The organism is Odoribacter sp. AF15-53, assembly GCF_003479425.1.
In the GTDB taxonomy this organism is placed as follows: Bacteria; Bacteroidota; Bacteroidia; order Bacteroidales; family Marinifilaceae; genus Butyricimonas.
On record NZ_QUHC01000009.1, the window covers coordinates 88,671 to 112,515 of the forward strand.

Annotated in this window: 18 protein-coding genes; 16 read left to right on the forward strand and 2 right to left on the reverse strand. The window is 39.3% G+C overall.

All coding sequences use genetic code 11. The annotated features are described in order from the left end of the window. The first annotated feature begins 54 nt into the window (after nucleotides 1-54). The 16 genes from DWW52_RS16430 (at nucleotide 55) to DWW52_RS16505 (ending at nucleotide 20,499) form a co-directional block, all read left to right on the forward strand. The gene (locus DWW52_RS16430) at nucleotides 55-633 is read left to right on the forward strand and encodes an RNA polymerase sigma factor (protein ID WP_118716556.1); all 579 of its coding nucleotides are present in this window, start codon (nucleotides 55-57) and stop codon (nucleotides 631-633) included. Nucleotides 634-799: 166 nt separating this feature from the next. After that, entirely contained in the window at nucleotides 800-1,996 is a 1,197-nt protein-coding gene (locus tag DWW52_RS16435) for a FecR family protein (protein WP_118716557.1), read from the forward strand. Between the two features lie 37 nt (nucleotides 1,997-2,033). Beyond that, nucleotides 2,034-4,820, forward strand: coding sequence for a TonB-dependent receptor plug domain-containing protein (locus DWW52_RS16440; protein ID WP_118716558.1), 2,787 nt, complete (start codon nucleotides 2,034-2,036; stop codon nucleotides 4,818-4,820). A 12-nt stretch (nucleotides 4,821-4,832) separates the two neighbouring features. Then, nucleotides 4,833-6,215: a RagB/SusD family nutrient uptake outer membrane protein gene (locus DWW52_RS16445; RefSeq protein WP_118716559.1), complete on the forward strand. Its 1,383-nt coding sequence runs from the start codon at nucleotides 4,833-4,835 to the stop codon at nucleotides 6,213-6,215. Between the two features lie 30 nt (nucleotides 6,216-6,245). After that, nucleotides 6,246-9,764, forward strand: a complete 3,519-nt coding sequence (locus DWW52_RS16450; RefSeq protein ID WP_233556947.1) for a SusC/RagA family TonB-linked outer membrane protein — start codon at nucleotides 6,246-6,248, stop codon at nucleotides 9,762-9,764. A gap of 12 nt (nucleotides 9,765-9,776) precedes the next feature. Then, entirely contained in the window at nucleotides 9,777-11,276 is a 1,500-nt protein-coding gene (locus DWW52_RS16455; RefSeq protein WP_118716560.1) for a RagB/SusD family nutrient uptake outer membrane protein, read from the forward strand. A gap of 14 nt (nucleotides 11,277-11,290) precedes the next feature. Beyond that, complete coding sequence (locus DWW52_RS16460) at nucleotides 11,291-12,025, forward strand: DUF4843 domain-containing protein (RefSeq protein WP_118716561.1); 735 nt, start codon at nucleotides 11,291-11,293, stop codon at nucleotides 12,023-12,025. 12 nt (nucleotides 12,026-12,037) lie between these two features. Continuing rightward, entirely contained in the window at nucleotides 12,038-13,618 is a 1,581-nt protein-coding gene (locus DWW52_RS16465) for a PKD-like family lipoprotein (RefSeq protein ID WP_118716562.1), read from the forward strand. Between the two features lie 171 nt (nucleotides 13,619-13,789). Continuing rightward, nucleotides 13,790-14,680: an ABC transporter ATP-binding protein gene (locus DWW52_RS16470; protein WP_118716563.1), complete on the forward strand. Its 891-nt coding sequence runs from the start codon at nucleotides 13,790-13,792 to the stop codon at nucleotides 14,678-14,680. Between the two features lie 4 nt (nucleotides 14,681-14,684). After that, nucleotides 14,685-15,362 carry a hypothetical protein gene (locus DWW52_RS16475; protein WP_118260851.1) on the forward strand — a complete coding sequence of 226 codons (678 nt, stop codon included), beginning with the start codon at nucleotides 14,685-14,687 and terminating at the stop codon, nucleotides 15,360-15,362. A gap of 2 nt (nucleotides 15,363-15,364) precedes the next feature. After that, the gene (locus tag DWW52_RS16480) at nucleotides 15,365-16,594 is read left to right on the forward strand and encodes a DUF4857 domain-containing protein (protein ID WP_118260852.1); all 1,230 of its coding nucleotides are present in this window, start codon (nucleotides 15,365-15,367) and stop codon (nucleotides 16,592-16,594) included. 16 nt (nucleotides 16,595-16,610) lie between these two features. Continuing rightward, on the forward strand, nucleotides 16,611-17,501 hold the full coding sequence (locus DWW52_RS16485; protein WP_118260853.1) for an ABC transporter ATP-binding protein: 891 nt from the start codon (nucleotides 16,611-16,613) through the stop codon (nucleotides 17,499-17,501). Nucleotides 17,502-17,505: 4 nt separating this feature from the next. Continuing rightward, entirely contained in the window at nucleotides 17,506-18,171 is a 666-nt protein-coding gene (locus DWW52_RS16490; RefSeq protein WP_118716564.1) for a hypothetical protein, read from the forward strand. 13 nt (nucleotides 18,172-18,184) lie between these two features. Beyond that, entirely contained in the window at nucleotides 18,185-19,426 is a 1,242-nt protein-coding gene (locus tag DWW52_RS16495) for a DUF4857 domain-containing protein (protein ID WP_158582641.1), read from the forward strand. A 7-nt stretch (nucleotides 19,427-19,433) separates the two neighbouring features. Continuing rightward, the gene (locus tag DWW52_RS16500) at nucleotides 19,434-20,081 is read left to right on the forward strand and encodes a YiiX/YebB-like N1pC/P60 family cysteine hydrolase (protein ID WP_233556949.1); all 648 of its coding nucleotides are present in this window, start codon (nucleotides 19,434-19,436) and stop codon (nucleotides 20,079-20,081) included. 52 nt (nucleotides 20,082-20,133) lie between these two features. Continuing rightward, nucleotides 20,134-20,499, forward strand: coding sequence for a hypothetical protein (locus DWW52_RS16505; RefSeq protein ID WP_118716566.1), 366 nt, complete (start codon nucleotides 20,134-20,136; stop codon nucleotides 20,497-20,499). 53 nt (nucleotides 20,500-20,552) lie between these two features. On the opposite strand, the gene hutH is transcribed toward DWW52_RS16505, so the two are convergent. Together hutH and hisS are read right to left on the reverse strand one after the other, a co-directional pair. Next, nucleotides 20,553-22,049 (reverse strand): histidine ammonia-lyase, encoded by a 1,497-nt coding sequence (gene hutH / locus DWW52_RS16510; RefSeq protein WP_118716567.1) that lies wholly within the window; start codon nucleotides 22,047-22,049, stop codon nucleotides 20,553-20,555. 188 nt (nucleotides 22,050-22,237) lie between these two features. Further along, nucleotides 22,238-23,608: a histidine--tRNA ligase gene (hisS, locus tag DWW52_RS16515; protein ID WP_118716568.1), complete on the reverse strand. Its 1,371-nt coding sequence runs from the start codon at nucleotides 23,606-23,608 to the stop codon at nucleotides 22,238-22,240. Between the last annotated feature and the right edge of the window lie 237 nt (nucleotides 23,609-23,845).

Sequence of the window (23,845 nt, forward strand, 5' to 3'; positions counted from 1 at the left end):
AGGGGAGTGGGTGATCTATTGGTAATTGGTGGTCTATATATTATATTTTAGATAATGGTAAATCGTTTTACTGAAAAAATTTTGTTTGAAAAATTGCAACAAGGAGATCAAAAGGTTCTGAAGAATTTCTTTGATGATACCTTTGCTTTGTTTGTTGCTTTCGCACAGGATTTTTTGGGGAGAGACGATGCTTGTGAGGATATTGTACAGGATACCTTTGTTACTTTCTGGGAACAGAAAGAATCCTTTGAAAATATCTACTATGTAAAAGCATTTTTTTATAAGACAATACGTCATAAGTGTTTGAATCATATTCGTCATCAGAGAATTGCTTTGAAATATGTAAATTCCCTTCAAAAGGCTCAAGGAGAGCTTGAAAGTACAACTTATTATGTAGATGCCGTTATTCAAGAGGAAGCATCTCGAATGGTGTATGAAGAAATTTTAAAATTGTCTGAAGTCGGTCGACAAGTGATGTTGTTGGCATTGGAAGGATTTTCTAATGATGAGATTGCAGAAAAGTTGGGAATCTCGGTGAATACGGTCAGGACACACAAGGCACGAGCTTATCAATATCTTCGGGGACGTCTGAATGAATTACGAATTTTACTTCTCTTGTTACAGCCATGGTAGCGTAATGTCGTGGTGATTTTTAGAATATTTTATATTTGAGTCGTTTGTAATCCATTGATAATTACTTCTATGTAAATAATTCTTTAAAAAAATGTCGTTTTTTTTAAGAAAGGTGTCGTCTTGTTTTTTCTTACGAGTGTTGTAGGCATTGAAAAGGAGAAATAAGATGATGAAAAAGATTGTTGATGTAATTAAATTAGGAGAGAGTGTTGGAAGAAAACTGTCTGATAATGCGACTGAAACAGATAAACGGAGAATTTCTGATTGGGATGAAACCGCATCTGATAAAGAGAAGGTGTTAGAAAAATTATCAGACCCGGATTATATCCAAGAAAAAACATTGTATTATAAAAGTTTTGATATAGCGGGAGCCTGGAAACGGGCAAAAGTCCGGAAATTGGCTCAACAGAAGAGTATGCACTCTAAGATGCGGAAATTGGTCTGGGGTGCTGCGGCAACAGTGGCCGTTTTGTTAAGTGTTACCGTTTATTTGTTTCAACAGGATGATATTGTAAAGGAAAATGTGGAGGTCCATCAAGCGATTGCCAATATATTACCGGGACGTGGAGTGCCTGTTTTATATCTTGATGATAATAGGCAGATTGCATTGAATGCAGATACGTTAGATATTGAAGGAACAAGAGGTATAGAAGTTGGAAAGAAGATGATCACTTATTCAAAAGATCAGATCGGTAAAGAAGAAAAATACAATAAAATTGTTGTTCCCAAGGGAGGAGAATTTCATCTGGTATTGGCAGATGGTAGTGAAATCTGGTTAAATGCAGAATCTACATTGCAATATTTTGTACATGATATAGCAAAGGAACGTGTTGTATATCTTCAAGGGGAAGCTTATTTTAAAATTGCTAAAAACGAGCAACGTCCTTTTAAGATTATTTCCGGCGAGCATGAGGTGAAAGTGTTAGGAACAGAGTTTAATGTTAATGCTTATTTAGGGGCTCCGATGATCTACACCACGTTAATTGAAGGGAAAGTAAACGTGGGTGTGGTTAATCGCCCGGATATAGGGCAAGTTTTACAAAAAAATGGTAGGCAGAGTGTTTATAACCAGAATAATAATAGTATCTCTTTACGGCATGTTGATCCCCGGATTTATACAGCTTGGAAAGATGGTTATTTTATTTTTAGATATTCGACGTTGAGGGAGGTTATGCAACAACTGTCTCGATGGTATGATTTTGAATATGAGGTGCCTGATATGCTTTTGGATAAATACCATTTCTCCGGAGAGTTTAAACGTTTTGATAATCTTGATCGAGTGCTTGAAATTATTCGCTCGACAGGTATTCCTTTCGTTTTAGACATTAAAAATGGTAAAGTAATTATCCGGGAAGAAGCATAATAACTGTTTATACTTAAATCAATTAATTCATTAACTTATGATTAAACTTTTGCGAGGGAAAAAAAGAAAGTATCCTGGAAAAAGTCGAAGTAACATTTTTGTTTGGCGAGCTATTTTCGGGGTCATGATTCTGGTTGGAAGTTCTGTATTGGTGGCAGCACAGACCGGAATAAAGAAAAATGTACAAACTCGTGATGAGAAGGCAATCCTTGGAAATAGTTTCAGTGGGAATCAATTGAAACGTTTTCATCCAACTAATCTTTTGAAAGCTTTGCAGGTAGTTGAACCCTCTATGATAATAGATAGGGCTGAGGAGTGGTATGGCTCTGATCCTAATTACGTACCGACTGAAATTACTTTTCGAGGTGTAAAAACAATTTTGGGAAAAGAGGGAGGAGTGTTACCATTGATTATTGTCGATGGCTATGAAATATCGATGGATCGCTTGGCTGATTTCGATATAAATCGGGTGGAACGTGTAACCATTCTTAAAGATGCAACCGGAACTGCTATTTATGGTGTCCGGGCCGGGAATGGTGTAATCGCAATTACAACTAAAAAAATGCAAGCAGGAAGCCTTCGCTTGTATTATCGTTTTGATGGAGGAATTGATGTTGCAGATCTGAGTAGTTACGATATAATGAATGCTTCTCAGAAACTGGCATTAGAGAAAAGTATGGGTATGTATGATGGGAATGATGCTCTTTATCAAGAGCGGCTGAGAAATGGTAACACGAATTGGTTGAAAGTACCTCTACAAACACCATTCCGGCATAAACATCAACTTGAAATAGAAGGAGGGGACAGTTCAATTTTGTATCGGGCCTATTTCTTGGCAACACCGGGTAATAAAGGTGTCATGAAGGGCTCTAAGCGGGATCATTATGCTATCGGAACTCGTTTAGATTATCGAAATAGTAAGTTATATGTTTCTGATGAGTTACGTATAGATGTGATTTATGGAAAAGAGTCTCCTTATGGTGTATTTCAGGATTACATGCTGATTAATCCGTATTATCGTAAGGGAAGTGGGGGACAACACTCTGCATCTGTTATGGGAGAGGGAACTTTTAGTGAACAAGTATCCCCGTATTATGAAGCCTCTTTATCCAGTTTTTCAAAATCGAGAGCTACAAGGGTTATGAATACCTTGAATATGACTTGGCAGATCATGGAACATCTGGAGTTATCCGGTAATTTCACTTTTACGAAAGATTTTAATAAGTTCGATCAGTATATTTCTTTTAAATCGGAATATTTTAGTGATCTACCTTTAGATAGTGCCGAGCTAGCCGGTCAATATAAAATCCGTCGGGAAAATACCACAATGTATGAAGAAGATTTGGTTTTAAATTATTCGAATCAGTTTGATCGTCACAATTTGAACGTGTCATTAGGGATTCACGGGTATGCGGCAAAAGATTATAGTGATAATTATATAGGTGTTGGCTTACCCAGTGATCATATGGACTATATTTCTTTTGCAAAGACTTATGCGTTTAATACAAGACCGGGAGGCCGGGAGGCATTTGATCGTCTTTTTAGCGGATATTTAAGCGGTAGTTATAATTTTGATCAGCGTTATGGAGTGGATGTTAGCCTACGGGCGGACAAGTCATCTCGTTTAGCTCCAAAAAAACGAGTTACCATGGCTTGGTCCGTGGGGGGATATTGGAATGTTCGTAACGAGAAATTCCTGCAAGAGAGCAATATTCTAAATCAACTTGTATTGTCGGCAGGTATTGGTATGACTCCGGGATTCCAATTCGATTACGATCAAGTGAATCCAATGTATGCTTATGATATTGATAATCCTTATTTGAATGCAACAAGTAGCTCTAATAAGCTGGGTTTAGTGACATTGAATCCGATCAACGATTATAATAAAAAATTGAAATGGAGAAGTGATCATAACTTCTACGTTGGAATCCGGTTTACTCTGTTCGACCACTTATCAGCAAACGTACGCTATTACAATACGTTGAGCAAGGATGTTATTACCCGAATAAAGGGTAATGTTGTAAATGGTTCTGCTTGGAAATGGAATAATGGAGGAGAGATTCGGAATAGCGGGTTAGAATTCGGGTTAAATGCAGACATCTTGAAAGATGTAAACGGGTTGTCTTTAGGCCTTTTATGGAATGGAACATTCAATAAAAATAAATTAGAAACTTGCCCGAATGATTTTATGACTGAGTGGAATGAAAGTAATCAAACATCAACTCTTCAGCTGAAGGAAGGAAAAGCGGTCAATGCGATTTATGCCGTAGATTCAAAGGGGATTGATGCACAAACAGGTAAAGAAATTTTCATTACACAGAATGGAACCGAAACGAATCAATGGGAGGCGACTAACTTGGTTTATCAAGGAGATCCGACTCCCAAGTTGGCAGGTAGTTTTGGTTTATTGGGAAGTCTGAAAAATTGGAGTTTTAATTGTATGTTCCGTTATTCTTTCGGATCTAAGATATACAATATAACGGCGGTGAGATACGTGGACGAGGCCTTTATTGGACAAAACGGACCGGTTGATATGATGGATAAATGGCAAAAGGCCGGGGATCAGACCGAATATTTAGGCTTTGATAATTCCACGACGTTACCGACATCTCGTTTTGTTGAATCGAGGAATGTGATTTCTTTAGCATCTTTACGGGTGGATTATCAATTTGATAAAAATCTGGCAAATAAATTATATATGCAGGATTTGCATCTTGGATTAAGTTGTAATGATTTATTCCATTATTCATCGGTTAAAATGCCTAGAGGGTTGATTTATCCTTTTGCCCGCAGTTTCACGTTGTCACTTCAAGCTACCTTTTAAAAAGAAATAATTATGAAGAAATTACTATATATGGTAGTGGCGGTATTGGCACTAAGTTCATGTAACAATTGGTTTGATGTCGCCCCGAAAGAGGAATACATAGATGAGGACGCTTTGTTCAGTAGTGAATCTGCATTTCGTAATGCACTGAATGGGATTTACACGGAATTACGTTCATCTGAGTTGTTTGGTTCAAATTTAGGTTTGGGGGGAATAGAGTTTATGGGACAAACTCTTGTGCCTGATTCCGAATTGAAACCGATAGCAGAATTTGATTATGATTCTGAGATCATGAAAGAAAAAATAGATCAAGTTTGGGCATCCATGTACCGTGCGATCTATTCATGTAATAATTTGCTCCGGTTATTTGATAAGAATCAAGATGTGATTTTCATAAAAGGAGCTAGAGAAGTGATGCTGGCAGAGTTAAAAGTGTTGCGGGTAGCAATGCATTATGATTTGGTCCGCTTGTTCCATCCGGCATATACCTCTGAGCCTTCTTTTAAAGGCATATATTGGAAAGAGAGTACGGGGGATGAACTACAACAATTGTCTACGCAAGAATTGTGTACGAAAATGTTAGCTCAATTGACAGAGGCGATTGCAATTCTGAAAAAATATGATCCTATTTATACAGGTGAATCTTTGAATTCAGATGGGTTGTTCGGAATGGCGCCTTCTAATCGGGTGTGGAAAATGAATTATTATGCGGCTTTAGGATTAAAAGCACGTATTGCATTAGCATTAGGAACGGAAACCGGATACCTTGATGCCCGGGCTTGTGTGGATGAAATTCTTGAAGGCGGATATTTTTCTTTTGCCACTTCTGCCGGGACTGATTTTGCATTTTCCAGAGAACATTTGTTGGGGTTACCTTCTCCGAAAGAGGGATTACAGGCATTAGGATACACCTTATTCCGAGACAAGGGAGTCGTTTTATCTCCTATTGTGCAGGTTGAGGAATGGAAACAGGAAGCTCCTGATGATATTCGTTTCAGGTCAATGAACAATACCTTACAAAACTTACTTCCTAAATACGATAGTTTAAGTATTGCCGTGTTTAGTGGTGCTCCGCAACAGATACCCTATATCAAGTTAGGAGAGATTTATTTAATAGGTGCGGAGTCAGCTTTAAAATTGAATGACATCTCCGGGGCGTATTCTTACTTGAGTTCGTTTGTAGATAAGCGTTTTTCCAAGACTTCTATCGTGGAAACTTCGACAGCCACGGAACTTATGGAAGAGATTGAAAGACAGTATGTACGGGAATTTTTGGGAGAAGGGCAGTTGTTCTATTGCTATAAACGTTGGAATTTATCCTCTATTCCGTCTTATAATGGTCGGAGTATAGAGATGACAAAGGCTAAGTATGTGTGGCCGATTCCTGTGAATTAACTCTATTTATGGAATTGTAAATGGAATAAGATGATGAAGGAAAAATTAGATAATTTGATCAAGATCAGGAATAGAGAGGGATATATCCTGAAAGTTATTTTGGGTGTCTGCTTGTTCCTCTTTTTGCAGGGAACAATGGTAACCCGAAGTTATGCCCAAACGACAAAGGTGAATCTGAATGTACAAAATGTGGAATTGGAATCTGTGTTTATGATGATTCAGCAACAAGTCGGATATAAAGTATTTTATAATAATGAATTGGTGGATGCCAAACAAAAAGTGTCAATACAGGTGACGGATGTATCGCTGGATAGTGCATTACATACATTACTTACCCCTTTGGATATGACTTACAAGCTTGTAAATAAAACAATCGTCGTATCCAATTTAAAACCGGTTACGGCTAAAACTCAGCCGGAACTTTTAGAAATTACAGGTTTTGTAAAAGATAAGAAGGGTATGCCAATACCGGGGGTAACTGTGATTTATAAGAGTACGCCTACGCTAGGGCGGGCTACTGACGAAAAAGGTTTCTACCGGATTTTAGTTCCTTCTTTGGATGGAGAATTGGTTTTCTCTTTTATCGGAATGAAAACACAAGCAGTAGCAATAAAAAAACGGGTAAAGATAGATGTTACGATGGTGGAGGAAGCGACAGAGATGGATGAGGTTATCGTAACTGGGTATGTTCCGAAAGCAAAAAATAGTTTTACGGGAACAGCCGTACAAGTGAAAGGAGATGATTTACGTAAGGTTAATCCGACAAATCTATTTGCCGCTCTGAAAGTATTTGACCCGTCTTTTGCCGTTTTGGATGACGAAGGAATGTTTGGGTCTGACCCTAATAGAGTTCCGGACAAAATAGAAATTCGGGGCCAGAATAGTATGCCTGACATTTCACAGGGGAATTTGCAGACTTATACTTCTTTGCCGATTTTTATTATGGATGGTTTTCAGATTACTGTTCAACAAGTATTTGACTTGGATATGAATCGGGTACAATCCGTGACGATCTTGAAGGATGCAGCGGCAGCATCTATCTATGGTTCCCGTGCTGCTAATGGTGTCATTGTGATTGAAACGAAAGTTCCGGAAGGTGGAAAATTACGTTTTTCCTACACCTTCAACGGAAGTATTCAGGTGCCTGACTTGACTTCTTATAATTTAATGAATGCGTCTGAATTATTGGAGTATTTTGAAAAAGCCCAGCTTTTCAATAATGGAAATAAAGGAGATAATACCTCTACGAATATTTATGAAGATTTGGTCGGGGGAAATCCGGGGCGTCAGAACTTGTACACCTTGCTATCTAAAGAAGTCGAGAATGGTGTGGATTCCTATTGGTTGTCTCAGCCACTTCAGACATCTGTTCAACATTCCCATTCTTTGATGTTGGAAGGTGGTGTGCGGTTTGGTGAGAAAGACCGGAGAAGTATGCGTTATCAAGTAAATTTGTCGGCAGCTCCGAGTAATGGTGTTATGAAAGGCTCAAAGCGAGATCGTTATGGAGCCGGCTTGAAGTTATTGTACAATGATCTTCATGTGCAAATAACAAGTGACATACAAGTCGCTTTAGTGAAAAATACAGATTCTCCGTATGGAAGTTTCTCAACGTATTCAAATTTGTTACCTATCTATCGGATGAAAGATGAGAATGGGAAATACTTCCCCAGACTTTCTTACGAGAATATTCCGGCTTACGAGGGACTGCCTGCCCCGGATTTTACGGGAAGTACTTTTTCTGCCCAATTGAATCCGCTTTATGAGGCGAAATATCTGAATAGTTTCAGTAGAGGGGAGACAACAAATCTGACTTACAATCTGGGCTTAAACTGGGAAGTCATAGAAGGATTGCGAGTAAGAAGTACTTTCTCTATTACTAATGTACAGGATAAAGCCGAAGTGTATCGTTCTCCTCTTTCTGCGGATTTTTTTGACTATACATCTGTGACGGACGGGGAGGAAACGAATGACGGGTATAATTTGGAGAATATCTACAAACGGGGAACTTATATGATGACAAATTCATCCCAGTTTGATTATTATGGTAGCATCAATGTTTCGTATACCAAGTCATTCGGGAGACATTTGGTACAAGGAATCGTGGGGGGAGAACTGAAAGAGACGAATTCTGAGAGTGATGCATATAAGACCGTTGGTTTCTTGGATGATCCTTTAGGATACCCTTCTTACGCCGTGCAATTTGATTCCTATACAGGGCCTTCGGGGAGTAGTTCTATTTCTCGTTCAGCCGGAATGTTTGCGAATTTCAATTATTCATGGGATAATCGTTACTTGATAGATTTGACGGGGCGTATCGACGGTTCATCTAATTTCGCAAGTAAACAACGCTCTGCACCTTTCTGGTCGGCCGGAGTTCGTTGGAATATTTATAATGAGAAATTTATGAAAACTCATGGTTGGTTTGAAAATCTGGCTGTTCGGGCAAATATTGGTACCGTAGGGAATCAGAATTTCCAGTTGAGTCAGATCATGACACTTTATAATTTCTTGAAAATGTATGATGGGGTTATGGGAGCTGAGATTATGTCTATTGCGAACCCGGAATTGAAATGGCAAACAACTTTAAATCGTAACATCGGATTGGAATTTAGTTTATTACAAGGTCTAGTGAACTTGGATTTCAATTACTACTCAAATATAACCAAAAACAATTTGACGGATATTGCGATTTTACCTTCTACCGGTTTCTCTACTTATAAAGCGAATATGGGTAAAGTACGTAACCAAGGATATGAATTTAGTTTGAGTATAACCCCAATCAAGAAGAATGGTTGGATTGTCAATGCTTTTGTGAATGGAGCTCATAACAAGAACAAATTGTTGAATATTTCTGATGCTTTAAGAGATTATAATGAGGTGATTAAAGAAAATCAGACAGCTCATTTGAATTATGCAGGGTATACTCAATTAGAACGGATATTCTTATTTGAAGAAGGGCAATCTTTAAATTCGATTTTTGCCGTGCGTTCAATGGGAATTGATCCGGGAACAGGGCAGGAGATTTTTGTAACGGCAGATGGTGTTCAGACATTCCAATGGAATGCGGCAGATCAAGTTGTCGTCGGGAACACGGAGCCGACTTTGAAAGGGTATTTTGGTCTTAATATTGACTATAAGCGCTGGAGTTTCGGGGCTAATTTCCAGTATTCTTTCGGGGCGGATCGTTACAATAAGACCTTATACGAGAAGATCGAAGGAGGTAATTTTGCTCAAAATGCTGATCGCCGGGCTTTAACCCAGCGTTGGACAAAACCAGGAGATGTTGCGAAGTATCGCGGGTATGGAAATACAAGTCAATTAAAACCCACGTCTCGTTTTGTTCAAAAAGACGATTTTTTGTCCATGACATCGGCCAGATTGAGTTATACGTTAAATGCGAATGATTTGCAGGCACTTGGCATTTCGTTGTTAAAGTTCACACTTTCAACAAATGATCTGTTCTATGTTTCAACGATTAAACAAGAACGAGGATTGTCTTACCCGTTTGCCCGTACCTTCTATTTTTCATTACAAGCTAATTTTTAAAAGAGAAAGCGTATGAAGAAAATATGTGTTTTACTAACTATAACATTCGGACTTCTTCTGTTTAGTTCTTGTGGAGATTGGCTGGATGTACTTCCGAAGTCTCAAATGACAGAAGAGGGGATTTTTGATAATGAAGACGGTTATTATTCAGCATTAGCCGGTATATACGTGAAGATGGCAGATAAAAGCGCCTATGGAAAACATATGACGGTTAGTTCAGTTGAAATTATGGGACAGACATTGTCTATGTTTCAAGCTTCATTTATTGAGCCTTATTATGATCAGGGGTGGTTTAATGGGTTGGCAACTTATTACTATGAACGGACAACTCGTTATAATCAAGTGGAAGATGCAATAACAGGGATGTGGAAAGCTTCCTATAATGCTATCGCAAATGCTAATGAATTGATTGCTAATTTGGAAAAGCAAGATCCTTCGATTTTTGAGGAGGGGGCGAGAGATGTCGTGTTGGGAGAAGCTCTTGCTTTGCGAGCCTATATCCATTTTGATATGTTGCGTCTGTTCCAGCCTCCTTATCTGACGGAGGAAGGAAAAACACAGAAACGGATTCCTTACAAAACGGATTTTGGAATGGAATTTACCCCTTCCTCCTCCTCTGATGAAATATTAGGTTATTTGATAGGAGACTTGGAGCGTGCAGAAAAACTATTGAAAGATACCGACCCGATTTCTTCTGGAAAAACTTACAATACAACCGTTTTAAAAAGTGAACGAAAATACAAGATGAACTATTATGCCGTAAGAGCATTACAAGCACGGGTTTACCTTTTTAAAGGGGAGTATAAAGCTGCTTATGATGCGGCCGTGGAAGTTATTGGAGCGGCAGAAAATCTAGGTATTCGATTTTTGACAAATGAAGATTTGGGGACTACGGATTCCGGTAATAATTACGTGAATAGAAGTTGTCCCATGGAAAATATCTTTGGTTTACTTGTCGATGAGTTGGGGGATTATATCGAAGAGGATCACACGACAGGGAATTCTTATTATGAACGTTTCCGGTTACAATCAACCCGTTATCCGAAATTCTATTCTTCCACGGGCGACATCCGTATTACGGCTTGGAAAAAAGGTTCCGGTTCAAGTATGTATTTGGCAAAATATGAACGTCCTACATTGAAGAAAGATTTGGCTCTTTTCCCGAGACCTGTTGTTTCAATGTTGAAACTAGGAGAAATGTACTTGATTGCGGCAGAAGGGGCGGTGGAATCTGTTTCTACGGGAGAGGCGATTCGTTTGTTGAATATTTTACAACAGTCTCGTAACGGAGGAATATTCACAAGTGATGATAAAGAGGCGATTATCTCGGAAATATTGAAAGAATATCGACGTGAAATGATCGGGGATGGGCAGGTATTTTATGCGTATAAACGGCGTAATGTGCCGGAAATTGAAAAGGGGTATGCTACAAGTGGCGTGATTACTATGTCGGTTGAAAAATATACTCCGGATATTCCGACGACAGAGTTTGATGGTGGAAGAACGTATTAACTTAAAAACGAGAAATGATGGAGACTATAAAACTATTGATTTTTTGTTTGTTACTCGGTATCTGTATAAATGCCTGCAGTAGAGATGAGATCATGATTTTTAAGGAGGAGCAAAATAGTTTGAATTTCCCTAAATACCAGAATCTTTCCACGACTTACAAGTATGATAGCCTTCAATTTTCTTCCGTATTCAGTGGGGGAAAAGAAGTGGCTGATTTTTATATTCCAATTCGTGTTGCAGGATCGGTTTCTGATCAAGATCGTGAATATAAATTGCGGGTGAATCCGGAAGAAACGTATGGTATTACGGAGAATACTCATTATACTTTGGAAACTACACAATTATTCCGAGCTGGACGGTATATCGATTCAACGGTGTTGAAAATCAATGTGCAAGCGGTAAAAGACGATGCAGTTGAAGGAAGAATATACATAGAATTGGTTCCTAACGAGAACTTTGTACGTGGTTTGGATTTTTATCAGTACATGATTGTAAACGTATCCGGTGTGGGATTAAGTAGTCAGCCCACGCTCTGGCGGACAAATTCTTTAGATACTTACGGTGGGACTTATTCATCCGTGAAAGCGGAAAAGTTCATTGAACTGAATGGTATATTAGAAGAAAACTGGAAAGCTCCTAATAAGGCAATACTCTACGCCTATGCGAAGAAAACTTACGAATGGTTTGAGAATAACCCGACGTATGACAATGGCGAATTGGTAGTATTTAAAGGAACGATAGAATATTGAAAAAACAGGTCTATGAAAGTGATAAAAGATTTTATATGTATGTCCTTTGTCTTGATGCTGATCATTACAGGATGCTACGAGGACAAGGGGAGTTATAACTATTCCGAGTGGACGGGTATCGATTCCGTGACCGGAGTAGAAATTCCGGGAAGTTCTTACGGACGTATCTCTTTGTCCGAGGGAGAACTTTTAGAGATAGATCCTAAAATTACCTTTAAAGAGGGGACGAATCCTAATGATTATGAGTATGCGTGGGTTATGGGAGGTGATACTATTGGAACTAGTCTGAAACTTTCTTGGGAAGTTGCTTTTGAAAATATTGAATTCTTGAGTGGAGAGGCTTATTTCTGGCTGGCCATTCGTAATAAAGTGACCGGGGAAAGCTGGAAACATTATGCTACTTCCAATAATGGAGCTTATATGGTAAAGGTTAAGATTGTGCCTACAGCCATTCCGTTGATTGGAGTAATGATTTATGAGAAAGCTGACGGAACCCTTGAGTGGGGATCCATTAAGGGTAGCAACCGAGCTACGCCGCAACAGTTTACGACGATTTTTACTGAAATGTTTAAACGTTATAATTCGGATAAAGTAATTAAAGGTCCGTTTGTAGGAGCAACGTTTGATACAAAACAATTAAGTATTTACACGCAAGATCCGGATGGATATGGTACGATGATTCAGGCTGCGGATGGACAGACATATCCGTTTGGCCAGATAATGGGTTCTGTTCAAAGTCTTACTTTCACGGAAAAACCGACAGCAATTGTAAAAGCTAAAAATGCTTATTTCAACCATATGCAGGAAATATTGATCGGAAACGAATTGTTCCTTTCCACCATGAACAGTGATTATCCTTATCAGTTAATCAATCCGAATTCTCCGGGTGAAGAGACAGGAGTGGAGCAAGTGATCGGTGCCTTACCATATAATCGTAATGCTCCCGTAACCTTACAACGTTTGACAGATGGTAGTATTTATTATTATTTCTATAATGCCAATAAAGGATATAGTCGTCAGCCTTTGTTTGATGCCAATGGAGAAGTGGTGAAATTGGATAAAATGCTTGGGTTGTACCATGAACCAACAGGATTGTCTAATACTAAATTGAAATTCTTCCTCGTGGGCAAGAAAGACAATGAGTATAAAATGTATATTTACGAATACCAGCAATTTGCGGGTGCAACAGATATTATCTCTTATTTATCAGAAAAAGATGTGACCCAATGGGCTGGTGGAATGTCTGATAATGCGATCTGGTTCACCACGGTTCTGCCTGTTGGTTGGAACTATGCTTATATTGCCAAGGGGAAAGATTTGTGGCGGTATAGTTATGAAGGGTTGGAAACTCCCACAATAGTCAAGAGTTTCCCGGATGATATTGTTACGGTTGTACCGACACCGAATGCTTCCCTTTTTGGAAATGATGAAAGTAATGAATTATATACGGCAGTATTTACTTATAATTCAACAACACAGACAGGATCAATGTACATTATCAACCCTCGTACAACGGTTGTGGAAGAATTTGCGTCTAGCGAGAATTCCATACCGGGTAAAGTGTTGATGTATTTGCCCTATTTTTCAAATTAAATTATTCGTGTTATTGAAGTTTATTACGTTTTGGAAATGAATTGAGAGAGACAAGCTCTTGGAGATGAAGCTGTCAAAGAGAGCTTGTTCGCTTCTAATCTTTTTCTTATGGGTATTCTATGGCCTAAAATAGATGTTTGTATGTAAATTATATATGTTAAAAAATGAATTATGGAAGAAAATGTGATTGAGTGTAAAAACCTAACTCATTACTATGGTTCCCGATTGATCTATGAAAATTTGAATTTTTCAGTGAAGAAAGGGCATATCATGGGATTGTTGGGGAAAAATGGGTGTGGTAAAACAACCACGATTAATATTTTGAATGGTTTCCTTCAACCTCGTTCCGGAGAGTGTTTAATCTATGGGGAAAGTACACAGAATCTGAGTCCGGAAACTAAACGTCGTTTAGGCTACTTGATAGAAGGGCATATTCAGTATTCGTTTATGAATATCTATCAGATTGAGAAGTTTTATTCCGGTTTTTATAAAAATTGGAATCGAGATGCTTATTTCGAACTTATGAACCGGATGAAAATATTGCCTTCTCAGAAAGTATCAAGTATGTCTTGCGGGCAACGGGCTCAAGTTGCGTTGGGCTTAATTCTGGCTCAGGATCCTGATCTGTTGATTTTGGATGATTTCTCGTTAGGACTGGATCCCGGTTATCGCCGTTTATTTGTTGATCACATGCGGGAGTATGCAAAATCCGGAAATAAAACCGTATTCTTGACCTCTCATATTATTCAGGATATGGAACGTCTGATAGATGATGTTTTAATTATGGATTATAACCGGGTGTTGATGCGGGGATCTGCATCCGAATTTATGGAAAAATTTCATCAGTTTACTTTTGATCTGGACAGGGATGATCTGGATTTTAAGTCAGACCCATTGATTGTTGAGGCAGATCGTATTAAAAATCACTATGAAATTTATACCTATGCTTCTGATAATGAAGTAAAGGCAATGTTAGAAACAAAAGGATTGGCGTATCGAAATTTTGCATCAGTAAAGATGACATTGGAAGATGCATTTATTGGTTTAACTGGAAAATATTAAAAATATGATATTACACCTTTTTTATAAGGAATGGCTAAAGACCCGTTGGGCGGCTTTTTTCGTTTCCCTTGTGGGTTTAGCGATAGTTGTCTACATATTTTTGGATGTGGATAACAATGTACGAATGAAAGGTTCATTCAATTATTTAATGAGTGTTTTTTATGGAATACCTCAGGCGAACTATTATAATTCTCTGATTAAATATGTACCTCTGTTAATTGGGATTTGTATCGGTTTGTCACAATATGTGCCGGAAGTATTGGATAAACGAATCAAGTTGACCCTCCATCTTCCTTTGCGTAACACGATAGCTTTGTATACGATGCTTTGCTACGGATTTCTTTTGTTAATCTTGTCATATGGTGTTGTGTTTGGGACATTCTTTTATTTGAATAACAGCTATTTCCCATTCGAGGAAAGTTTGGCGGTACTTACTTCTATGATGCCTTGGCTTTTGGGCGGAATTGCAGCTTATTTCATGATCGCCATGATTGCTATGGAACCTAATTTATTCTATCAATTTATTTATGCACTTGTGGCTTATTATCTAGTGAAGCAATTCTATATCGGAGTAGAACATGCAGATACGCGCCATATTATTCCGGCCTTGGCCATCATGGCTTTTGTGCCGTGTACGGCATTATTGTATACATCATATCGGTTCATGAAAGGAGAGAGATAATTATGACAGCAAAAGTAGTACGAATCATAATGATACTATTGACGGTTTTTATTGCGTCAATTGTTCTACCGGATTTTTATAAAACCTCGTTTAAACGGAATGTAAAATATGTCTCGTTGAATTATAGTGAGGTGACCAAACAGTTTGTGATATGGGGATTAAAAGATGGTGTCTTGTTAGATACTTTGGGGAATGAATATTCTCGTCAGGAATATGAACGGATGGTACCTTTCTCCAGTATGCCGCAATTACTAAAACGAAATGAATTTCCGGATACAGTGGCGGGAGTACCGGTGACTCCTCAGCTTGTGGCAGAAAATAATTATCGGCATATCGTGAATTTAACAGAGCGGGGGCGGTATTACGCCATGTCTCCGCTTGTTCACGGGGGAACGGATCGTGTCGGCTATATTTATACAAACGATATGATGCGGGTAAACCGGAATGGAATTGAATTTTATAATTGCGAGGATGGACGGGTTGATAAAGAAAAAAGTGCCCTTTTTGATCAAGAATTACGGAAATTGGGTTATTGTCCCCCGGCAAAAAAAATATATGGTCGATCTGCTACCGGGTATAAACGGGATGATGGTTTATTCTTTATAGATAGTAAAGACCAGTTGTTTCAAGTACGTTATCATGCTTACAAACCGGATTGTCGTAAAATCGAACTCCCCGATCAGATCAAATTGCGAAGAGTTGAATGGGAACCTGATCATCCGGAAGTTGTTGCCTATCTTTTTGGAGATAATAATGGTGTATATATCCTGACCGTGGACAATCAGATTATCAAACTGGATCTGGATGAGTTTAACTATGACCAATTTAAAGTTTTTGACGTGATGGGTAATCTCTTCTATCACATGATCTCCATTCAGAAAGACGGTTACGAGAAACTATATGTTTTTGATCGGAATTATAAATTATTGGATAAATACGGGGTGCATTCCGACGTGTATGAAGAATCGGCAGCGGGAGTGGTTGAAGGTTTTCTCTTCCCGTTTGTAACTTCCACCTACTCTTATATTAATGGATATTATATAAGTTCTGAGGGACAACCATTTGTGAAGTTCATTTGGTTAAATCTCGTGTTAGCTGGAGTTCTATTGTATATAAAACGACGTAAAGGCTTGAATGTGAAAAATCCGTTCCATATCATTGATCTATTCATGGTCGTGGCGTTTGGAGTCTTTGGATTTATAAGCGTGTTGATTTATCCGATTCGAAAATAAATTAATCTAGACAACAATGGAAGAAAATATAATAGAGTGTAAGAATCTGACCCATTATTATGGGAAACGGTTAATCTATGAAAATCTCAACTTTTCTGTGAAGAAAGGGCACATCATGGGATTATTGGGGAAAAATGGATGTGGCAAAACGACCACGATTAATATATTGAATGGTTTTCTGCAACCTCGTTCCGGAGAATGTTTGATCTATGGCGAATCAACCCAGAATTTGAGCCCGGAAACAAAACGGCGTTTAGGGTATTTGATCGAGGGACATATTCAGTACTCGTTTATGAATATTTATCAGATCGAGAAATTTTATTCCGGTTTTTATAAAAACTGGAATCGGGATGCCTATTTTGATTTGATGAAAAGGATGAAAATACTTCCTTCTCAAAAAGTTTCCAGTATGTCATGCGGCCAGCGGGCTCAAGTGGCTTTAGGGCTGATTCTTGCTCAAGATCCTGATTTATTGATCTTGGATGACTTTTCTTTGGGATTGGACCCCGGCTATCGTCGCTTGTTCGTGGATCACATGCGTGAATATGCCAAGGCCGGAAATAAAACCGTATTCTTGACCTCCCATATTATTCAGGATATGGAACGATTGATCGACGATGTGTTGATCATGGATTATAACCGGGTATTAATGCGGGGATCGGCATCCGAATTTATGGAAAAGTTCCACCAGTTTACATTTGATCTGAACCGGGATGATGTGAATCTTAAAGCAGAATCACTGACTGTTGAGATGGATCGAATTAAAAATCATTACGAACTTTACACGTATGCATCGGCAGAAGAAGTTCAGGCCATGTTGCAGGCAAAAGGGTTGGAATATTCTGATTTTAAACCTGTAAAGATGACTTTAGAAGATGCTTTTATTGGTTTAACAGGTAAATATTAAGATTATGGCATTACATCTTTTTTATAAAGAATGGTTAAAAACGAAATGGTTTGTACTTGCTTCTCTGGTGTTGGGAGTGGGAACAATATTATATGCATTCATTGGCTTGAACAGCAATATTATAAATGCTGATGGGGGATCGAATTATGTTTTTGAATGGTTTACACAAGCCGGACGGCCGCATTATGGGATTTTCAAGAATATCCCTTTTATCATTGCCTTGTTGATTGGCGGATCGCAGTATTTGCCGGAGGTCTTGCAAAAAAAAATAAAATTGACCTTACACTTACCGTTAAATGAAATTGTGATGCTTTACACGATGGTTTTGTATGGATTTCTAATGATTCTTTCATTGATGGTTATCTTCATGATACTGTTTTTCACGATAGACCTTTATTTCTTCCCGGTGGAGATGCATATTATGGCTATAAATGCGTTCTTGCCTTGGATATTAGGCGGGTTCACGACTTATTTCTTCGTGGCAATGATTGCCATGGAACCCAGTTGGAAATTCCGGTGTTTATATGCGATCGTGGTGTATGAATTATTGGATATTTACCTGTTGGGAGGTAATGTGTCGAATCTCTATGTACTAATGATTATAGTACTGGTCATCGCGAGTCTTGGAATGATATATACGGCTAATCGTTTTAAAATAGGAGAAAAATAATATGATACCAAAGATGATAAGATTAGCTCTAGTGCTATTGGCTGTATTGGTAATGGCGTTGGAGTTCCCTAAAATATATAAGAAAACATTCGAACAAAGGGAAAGACGTACTCAGCTCGTATTTAGCGAAATGTTGAATGATTTTGTTACCTTGAAATATGAATATGACACGGTGCAGTTACGTGAAATTCAGGTCGGAAGAGATCGGGCAGGGAATACATATGACACGAAAGCGTTGATGGATATATTCCCGATGAGAAATTGTCGGCAATTAATGTACGAGAATCGGTTTCCTGACACGATTCGTGGGCAACACGTGACATTACAGATGATACAGGATGCGGCACGTTTCCCCTTGTTCCTTGGGGCAGGCCCCGGACGAAAATCTTTATTGTGGATGTTCGAATCCCATACAGATCAGATAAAAATGGAACTTCCGGAAGATATGTTTCGCCTAACGGATGAGGGAATTGAGTTTATTGAAACGGATATTAACCGGGTTAAAGGCGTGAATAAGGAAAAGAGTGAGCGTTTTACCCAGGCCATGAAGAATGAGGGAATACAATTTCCGATAAAGAACATTTATGGACTTCCTTCCACCTCCAAATCAAAGGATGATGGCTATTTTATGGTGGACAATAAAGATGATTTCTTTCATTTAAAAATGTATGATGGAGAACCTCAATGCCATAAAATTCCTCTTCCAGTCGGTATGCAGGTAAATGGAATGAATTGTCTGGTGGATGATGTAAATTATGGATACGTGTACGATCAGAACTATAACATCTATTTGATGCGTATCAAAGATTATAGTTTTTTCCAGCTCCCGATATATGACTACAAGGACTATGGAAGTCTGATTACGATGAGTGAAGATCTTTTCTTCTATACCTATCAATTGTATGGTTTGGATCGTGTCAAGATTTACGTGGTGGATAAGGAACATAATTTACTAGCTTCCGAGACGCTGGTTTATCCTCTTTATGAAAATTCGAAAGTGGGACAGAGAGAGAATTATGTATTCCCTTTTAAAGCTCGTTTCACCCGTGATGGAGCCAAAAAGTTGAAAGTGGAGGCTTATGACATGCAACGGTTTATTTACTTGAATATAGCGTTAACATTGTTATTGCTCTGTATCAAATTGTATCATAGACGGAGTATGCGGAATCTGTTTAATTATTTGGATTTGGTCGTGACATTGGCATGTGGTATATATGGCTTTATTGCCGTGCTTATTTTCCCGAACCGTAAATAATGGTAGCATGATAAAGAAGATTATTTTAAGCTTGGGCGTTTTATTACTAACGATAGCTCTTTCCGCCCAAAAAACTTTTGATCTGAAAACAGGAGACATCCTGTTTCAGACCAATAAGGCTCGCACCTCTTTCGTGAAAGCAATCGAGAACGTGACAACCAGTTTGGATGATTTGAACTTCTCCCACGTAGGTGTCGTGTTGGTTGAGGATGGACAGGTTTTCGTGTTGGAGGCCACTCAACCGAATGTTTGTAAAACCCCATTAGCGAAATTTCTTAAACAGGCTAAATCCGTGGATGGAAATCCGGTCGTTGTCGTCGGAAGGCTGAAACCGAAATATCAAAAGTCCATTCCCCGGGCGATAGAAATATTGAAATCATTTTTAGGGAAACCTTATGATTACGTGTTTTTACCGGATAATGATAAATATTATTGCAGTGAGATCATTTACTTGGCTTTTTTACGTCCTAACGGGAAATCGATTTTCAAGGCAACTCCGATGTCATTTAAAGATAAGGAGACGGGAAAAACCAGTCCCTTATGGGAAAAGCATTTCGAACGTCATAAAACCCCAATCCCGGAGGGTGTTCTTGGAACAAGCCCCGGAGAGATGTCTCGTTCCAAAGCGATAAAAATTGTACACCGTTATTTTTAAACAGAGGCCAATTCACTCCTTGTATTTGAATTTCAATTAAAACCAATAGAGTATGGCACTTGATAAGATTCGATTAATTGCGAGTTATGAGAGAAAGATCATTCGGCGACATTTATTGTTTTGGATTTCAACTTACTTGGGGTCCTTCTTGAAAAATGCAAGGTTGTATTATCAAGTATTTTCGGAGGAAGGGGATACCTATGTAGAACTGGATTTGAACGAGGAAGCTCCGGGATGGATTGAGTTGGGAACGTATGAGTTTAGTGAGGGAAACTACTTTGTACGATTAAGTGATAAAGGTGGAACTGATTTACAACCGGTAATAAAAACGAGAATGCTAAAAGTAAAAGGGAATTCAAATATTACTTGTTCCCAGATGATCATTGCGGATGCTGTGAAATGGGTTAAAGTCGAATAATGATATGAAAAAAGCCGGTTTTCACCGGCTTTTTTCATATTATTATATTGAATTTATTCGAAGTTAGCGAACTCCCCTTGTTTCAAAAATTCAACGGCAGCCTCGATGTCCTGGTACATCACCCGGTCTTGGCTGTTGAATGGTACGATCGTGCGGAATTCGGCCAAGAAGTTTTCCAAATATGCTGATGTTTTCGTCGGCCGTTGCATATCAATGGCTTGTGCGGCATTCATTAATTCGATAGCCAGCACTCTTTCCACGTTCTCGATCACTTTCACTGTTTTGGTTGCGGCGTTACCACCCATGCTGACATGATCCTCCTGCTCGTTGGATGACGGGATGGAGTCCACGGAACACGGAGAGCACAACTGCTTGTTCTTGCTGACGATAGCAGCAGCGGCGTATTGCGGGATCATGAAACCGGAATTCAAGCCGGAATTGGCAACGAGGAATTCAGGAGTTTTACGATCTCCGGCAATCAAACGGTATACCCGTCTTTCAGAGATGCTACCCAATTCGGAGATAGCGATGCTCAAGAAATCTAATACCAGAGCTAGCGGTTCGCCGTGGAAGTTACCACCGGAAATAATCAAATCATCTTCCATGAAAATAGTCGGGTTGTCGGTTACCGAGTTGATTTCCCGTTCAACGACAGATGCCACGTAAGCCACGGTATCTTTCACAGCCCCGTGTACTTGAGGCATACAACGGAAAGAGTACGGGTCTTGCACGTGAGTCTTTTCCATTTTCTGGAATTCTGAACCTTCCAGTAAGGTGCGGATATTACGAGCCGTTTCAATTTGTCCCGGATGAGGACGAGCTTCGTGGATTTGCGGTAAAAACGGATCAATGCGTCCGTCGTATGCTTCCAGTGATAAAGCCCCGATAATATCAGCATATTTTACCACTTTGAAGGCATTCAATAAAGCGTAAACAGCGTGAGAACTCATGAATTGAGTACCATTCAACAAAGCCAATCCTTCTTTAGCTCCCAGTTGGATGGGTTCCCAGCCGAATTTGGCATTAATTTCTTTTGCCGGATAGATTTTATCCTTGTAGAATACCTCTCCCTCACCGATCAATGGCAAGAACAAGTTTGCCAACGGGGCCAAGTCCCCGGATGCGCCCAAAGAGCCTAATTCTTTTACCACGGGAAGAACGTCATGGTTGAACATATCGATAATACGTTCCACGGTCACTTGTTGTACCCCGGATTTTCCCAAAGAAAGAGCGTGAGCTTTGAGCAACAACATCAAACGGATAATATCTTTGTGTACGGGTTCTCCCAAGCTACAAGCGTGAGACATGACCAGATTAGCTTGTAACTGGCTTAAATCTTCTTGTGAGATGGAAATCTTACACAAAGAACCGAACCCGGTTGTGATTCCATACAAAGGCTTGTCAGAAGTTGCGATTTTATGATCCAAGTAAGCCTTGCAATCATTGATCAGTTTCTTGCTCTCGTCTGATAAAGCTAATTTATACTTCTTAGTTAAAATTTTTTCGATCTGCTCGAAAGTTAATTTCTCTGGGGTTATATAATGAGTCATTGGATTTTAGATTTTAAATTTTAGATTTTAAATTGCATACACACGAGTGAGGCTTTTGCCTTGCGAGTTTGTAAGGTTCAACTTTATGAATCTTACAAATTTTATAAACCACTTCCCGGTCACGGGAATCTAACATCAAATCCGTGGCTTTTCAGCGGGCGTTGTTCTTTGCGGTATAGTTGCATACTTTAATTCTCGCTTTTAAGTTTGTCTACTAGGCTGGAAATAGCTACACTTTCTTGTTCTCCGGTGAGCATATTTTTCAGCGTGACCACGTTATTGTTTATCTCGTTTTCACCGACTAAGGCCACATAGGGGATACTCTTTTTATCGGCGTAAGTCATTTGTTTCTTCATCTTGGCGGCTTCCGGGTATATCTCGGAATTGATTCCTGCGTTCCGTAAGGTTTTCAGTACGGGAAGACAGAAAGCCTCTTCTTTTTCCCCGAAGTTCACGAAAAGTACACGGGTGGTTGCCGTGGAATCTTTGGGGAAGATGTCCAGTTGGTTCATCACGTCGAAGATGCGGTCGGCCCCGAAGGATATACCGACACCCGACATATTTTTCATCCCGAAAATTCCCGTCAAATCGTCATAACGTCCTCCCCCGGTGATGCTCCCGATCTCCACGTCCTTGGCTTTTACCTCGAAGATGGCTCCGGTGTAGTAACTCAAACCGCGGGCAAGTGTCAAGTCGAGTTTTATTTCTGTTTGGATATCCAGTTGATTCAAATAACGGAATACGGTAGAAAGTTCTGCAACTCCTTTTAATCCGGTTTCGCTGTCTTTTAAAATTTCTTGCAAGCGGGTCACCTTCTCTTCGTTGGAGCCTTCTAAGCGTAATATGGGTTGCAATTTTTCAATAGCCTCTTCTGACACTCCTTTTTCCCGGAGTTCGGCATTCACGTTTTCGGCACCGATCTTGTCCATTTTGTCAATGGCAACGGTGATGTCAACCAGCTTGTCGGGGTGGCCGATCGTTTCGGCAATTCCGGCCAGCACTTTTCGGTTGTTGATCAACAGGCGTACATTTATTTTCAGTCGTTTGTACACCTCGTCCACGATTTGTACCAATTCCACCTCGTTCAGTAAAGAATCACTTCCCACGACATCCACGTCACACTGGTAGAACTCGCGATAGCGTCCCTTCTGCGGACGGTCGGCTCGCCACACGGGTTGAATCTGGTAGCGTTTGAACGGGAATGATATTTCATTTTGGTGTTGTACCACGAATCGGGCGAAAGGCACGGTTAAGTCATAACGTAGTCCCTTCTCGCAAATTTTGTTGGTCAGCCGGGGAATATTACGTTCCTCTACTTCGCTATTGGTAACAGACGCCAGGAAATCTCCGGAGTTCAGAATCTTGAAAAGTAATTTATCCCCTTCCTCGCCGTATTTTCCCATGAGGGTGGAAAGATTTTCCATTGCCGGAGTTTCCAGCGGCAAGTAACCATAGAGTTTGAATACGGACTTGATCGTATCGAATATATAATTTCTTTTCACCATAACTTCCGGTGAATAGTCTCTTGTTCCTTTCGGAATAGATGGTGTCTGTGCCATGTCTTCTTTTTTAGCTTTTATCTTAATAGTGATGCAAATATAAACGATTCTGATTTCTTTTGAAACTCTTCGGTGGAATAAATATTGGGTACTGATGGCGAGTCTATGTATTTTTAAGGTAAACCCATTGAAATACTTGGTATATATATAGGTAATAATCTTCCGTAATACTTATCTCAGGCTTTTCTCCTCCTTTCTCGGGTATGGTGGAAGGGCTATGAAAGGGGGATGAAAGGG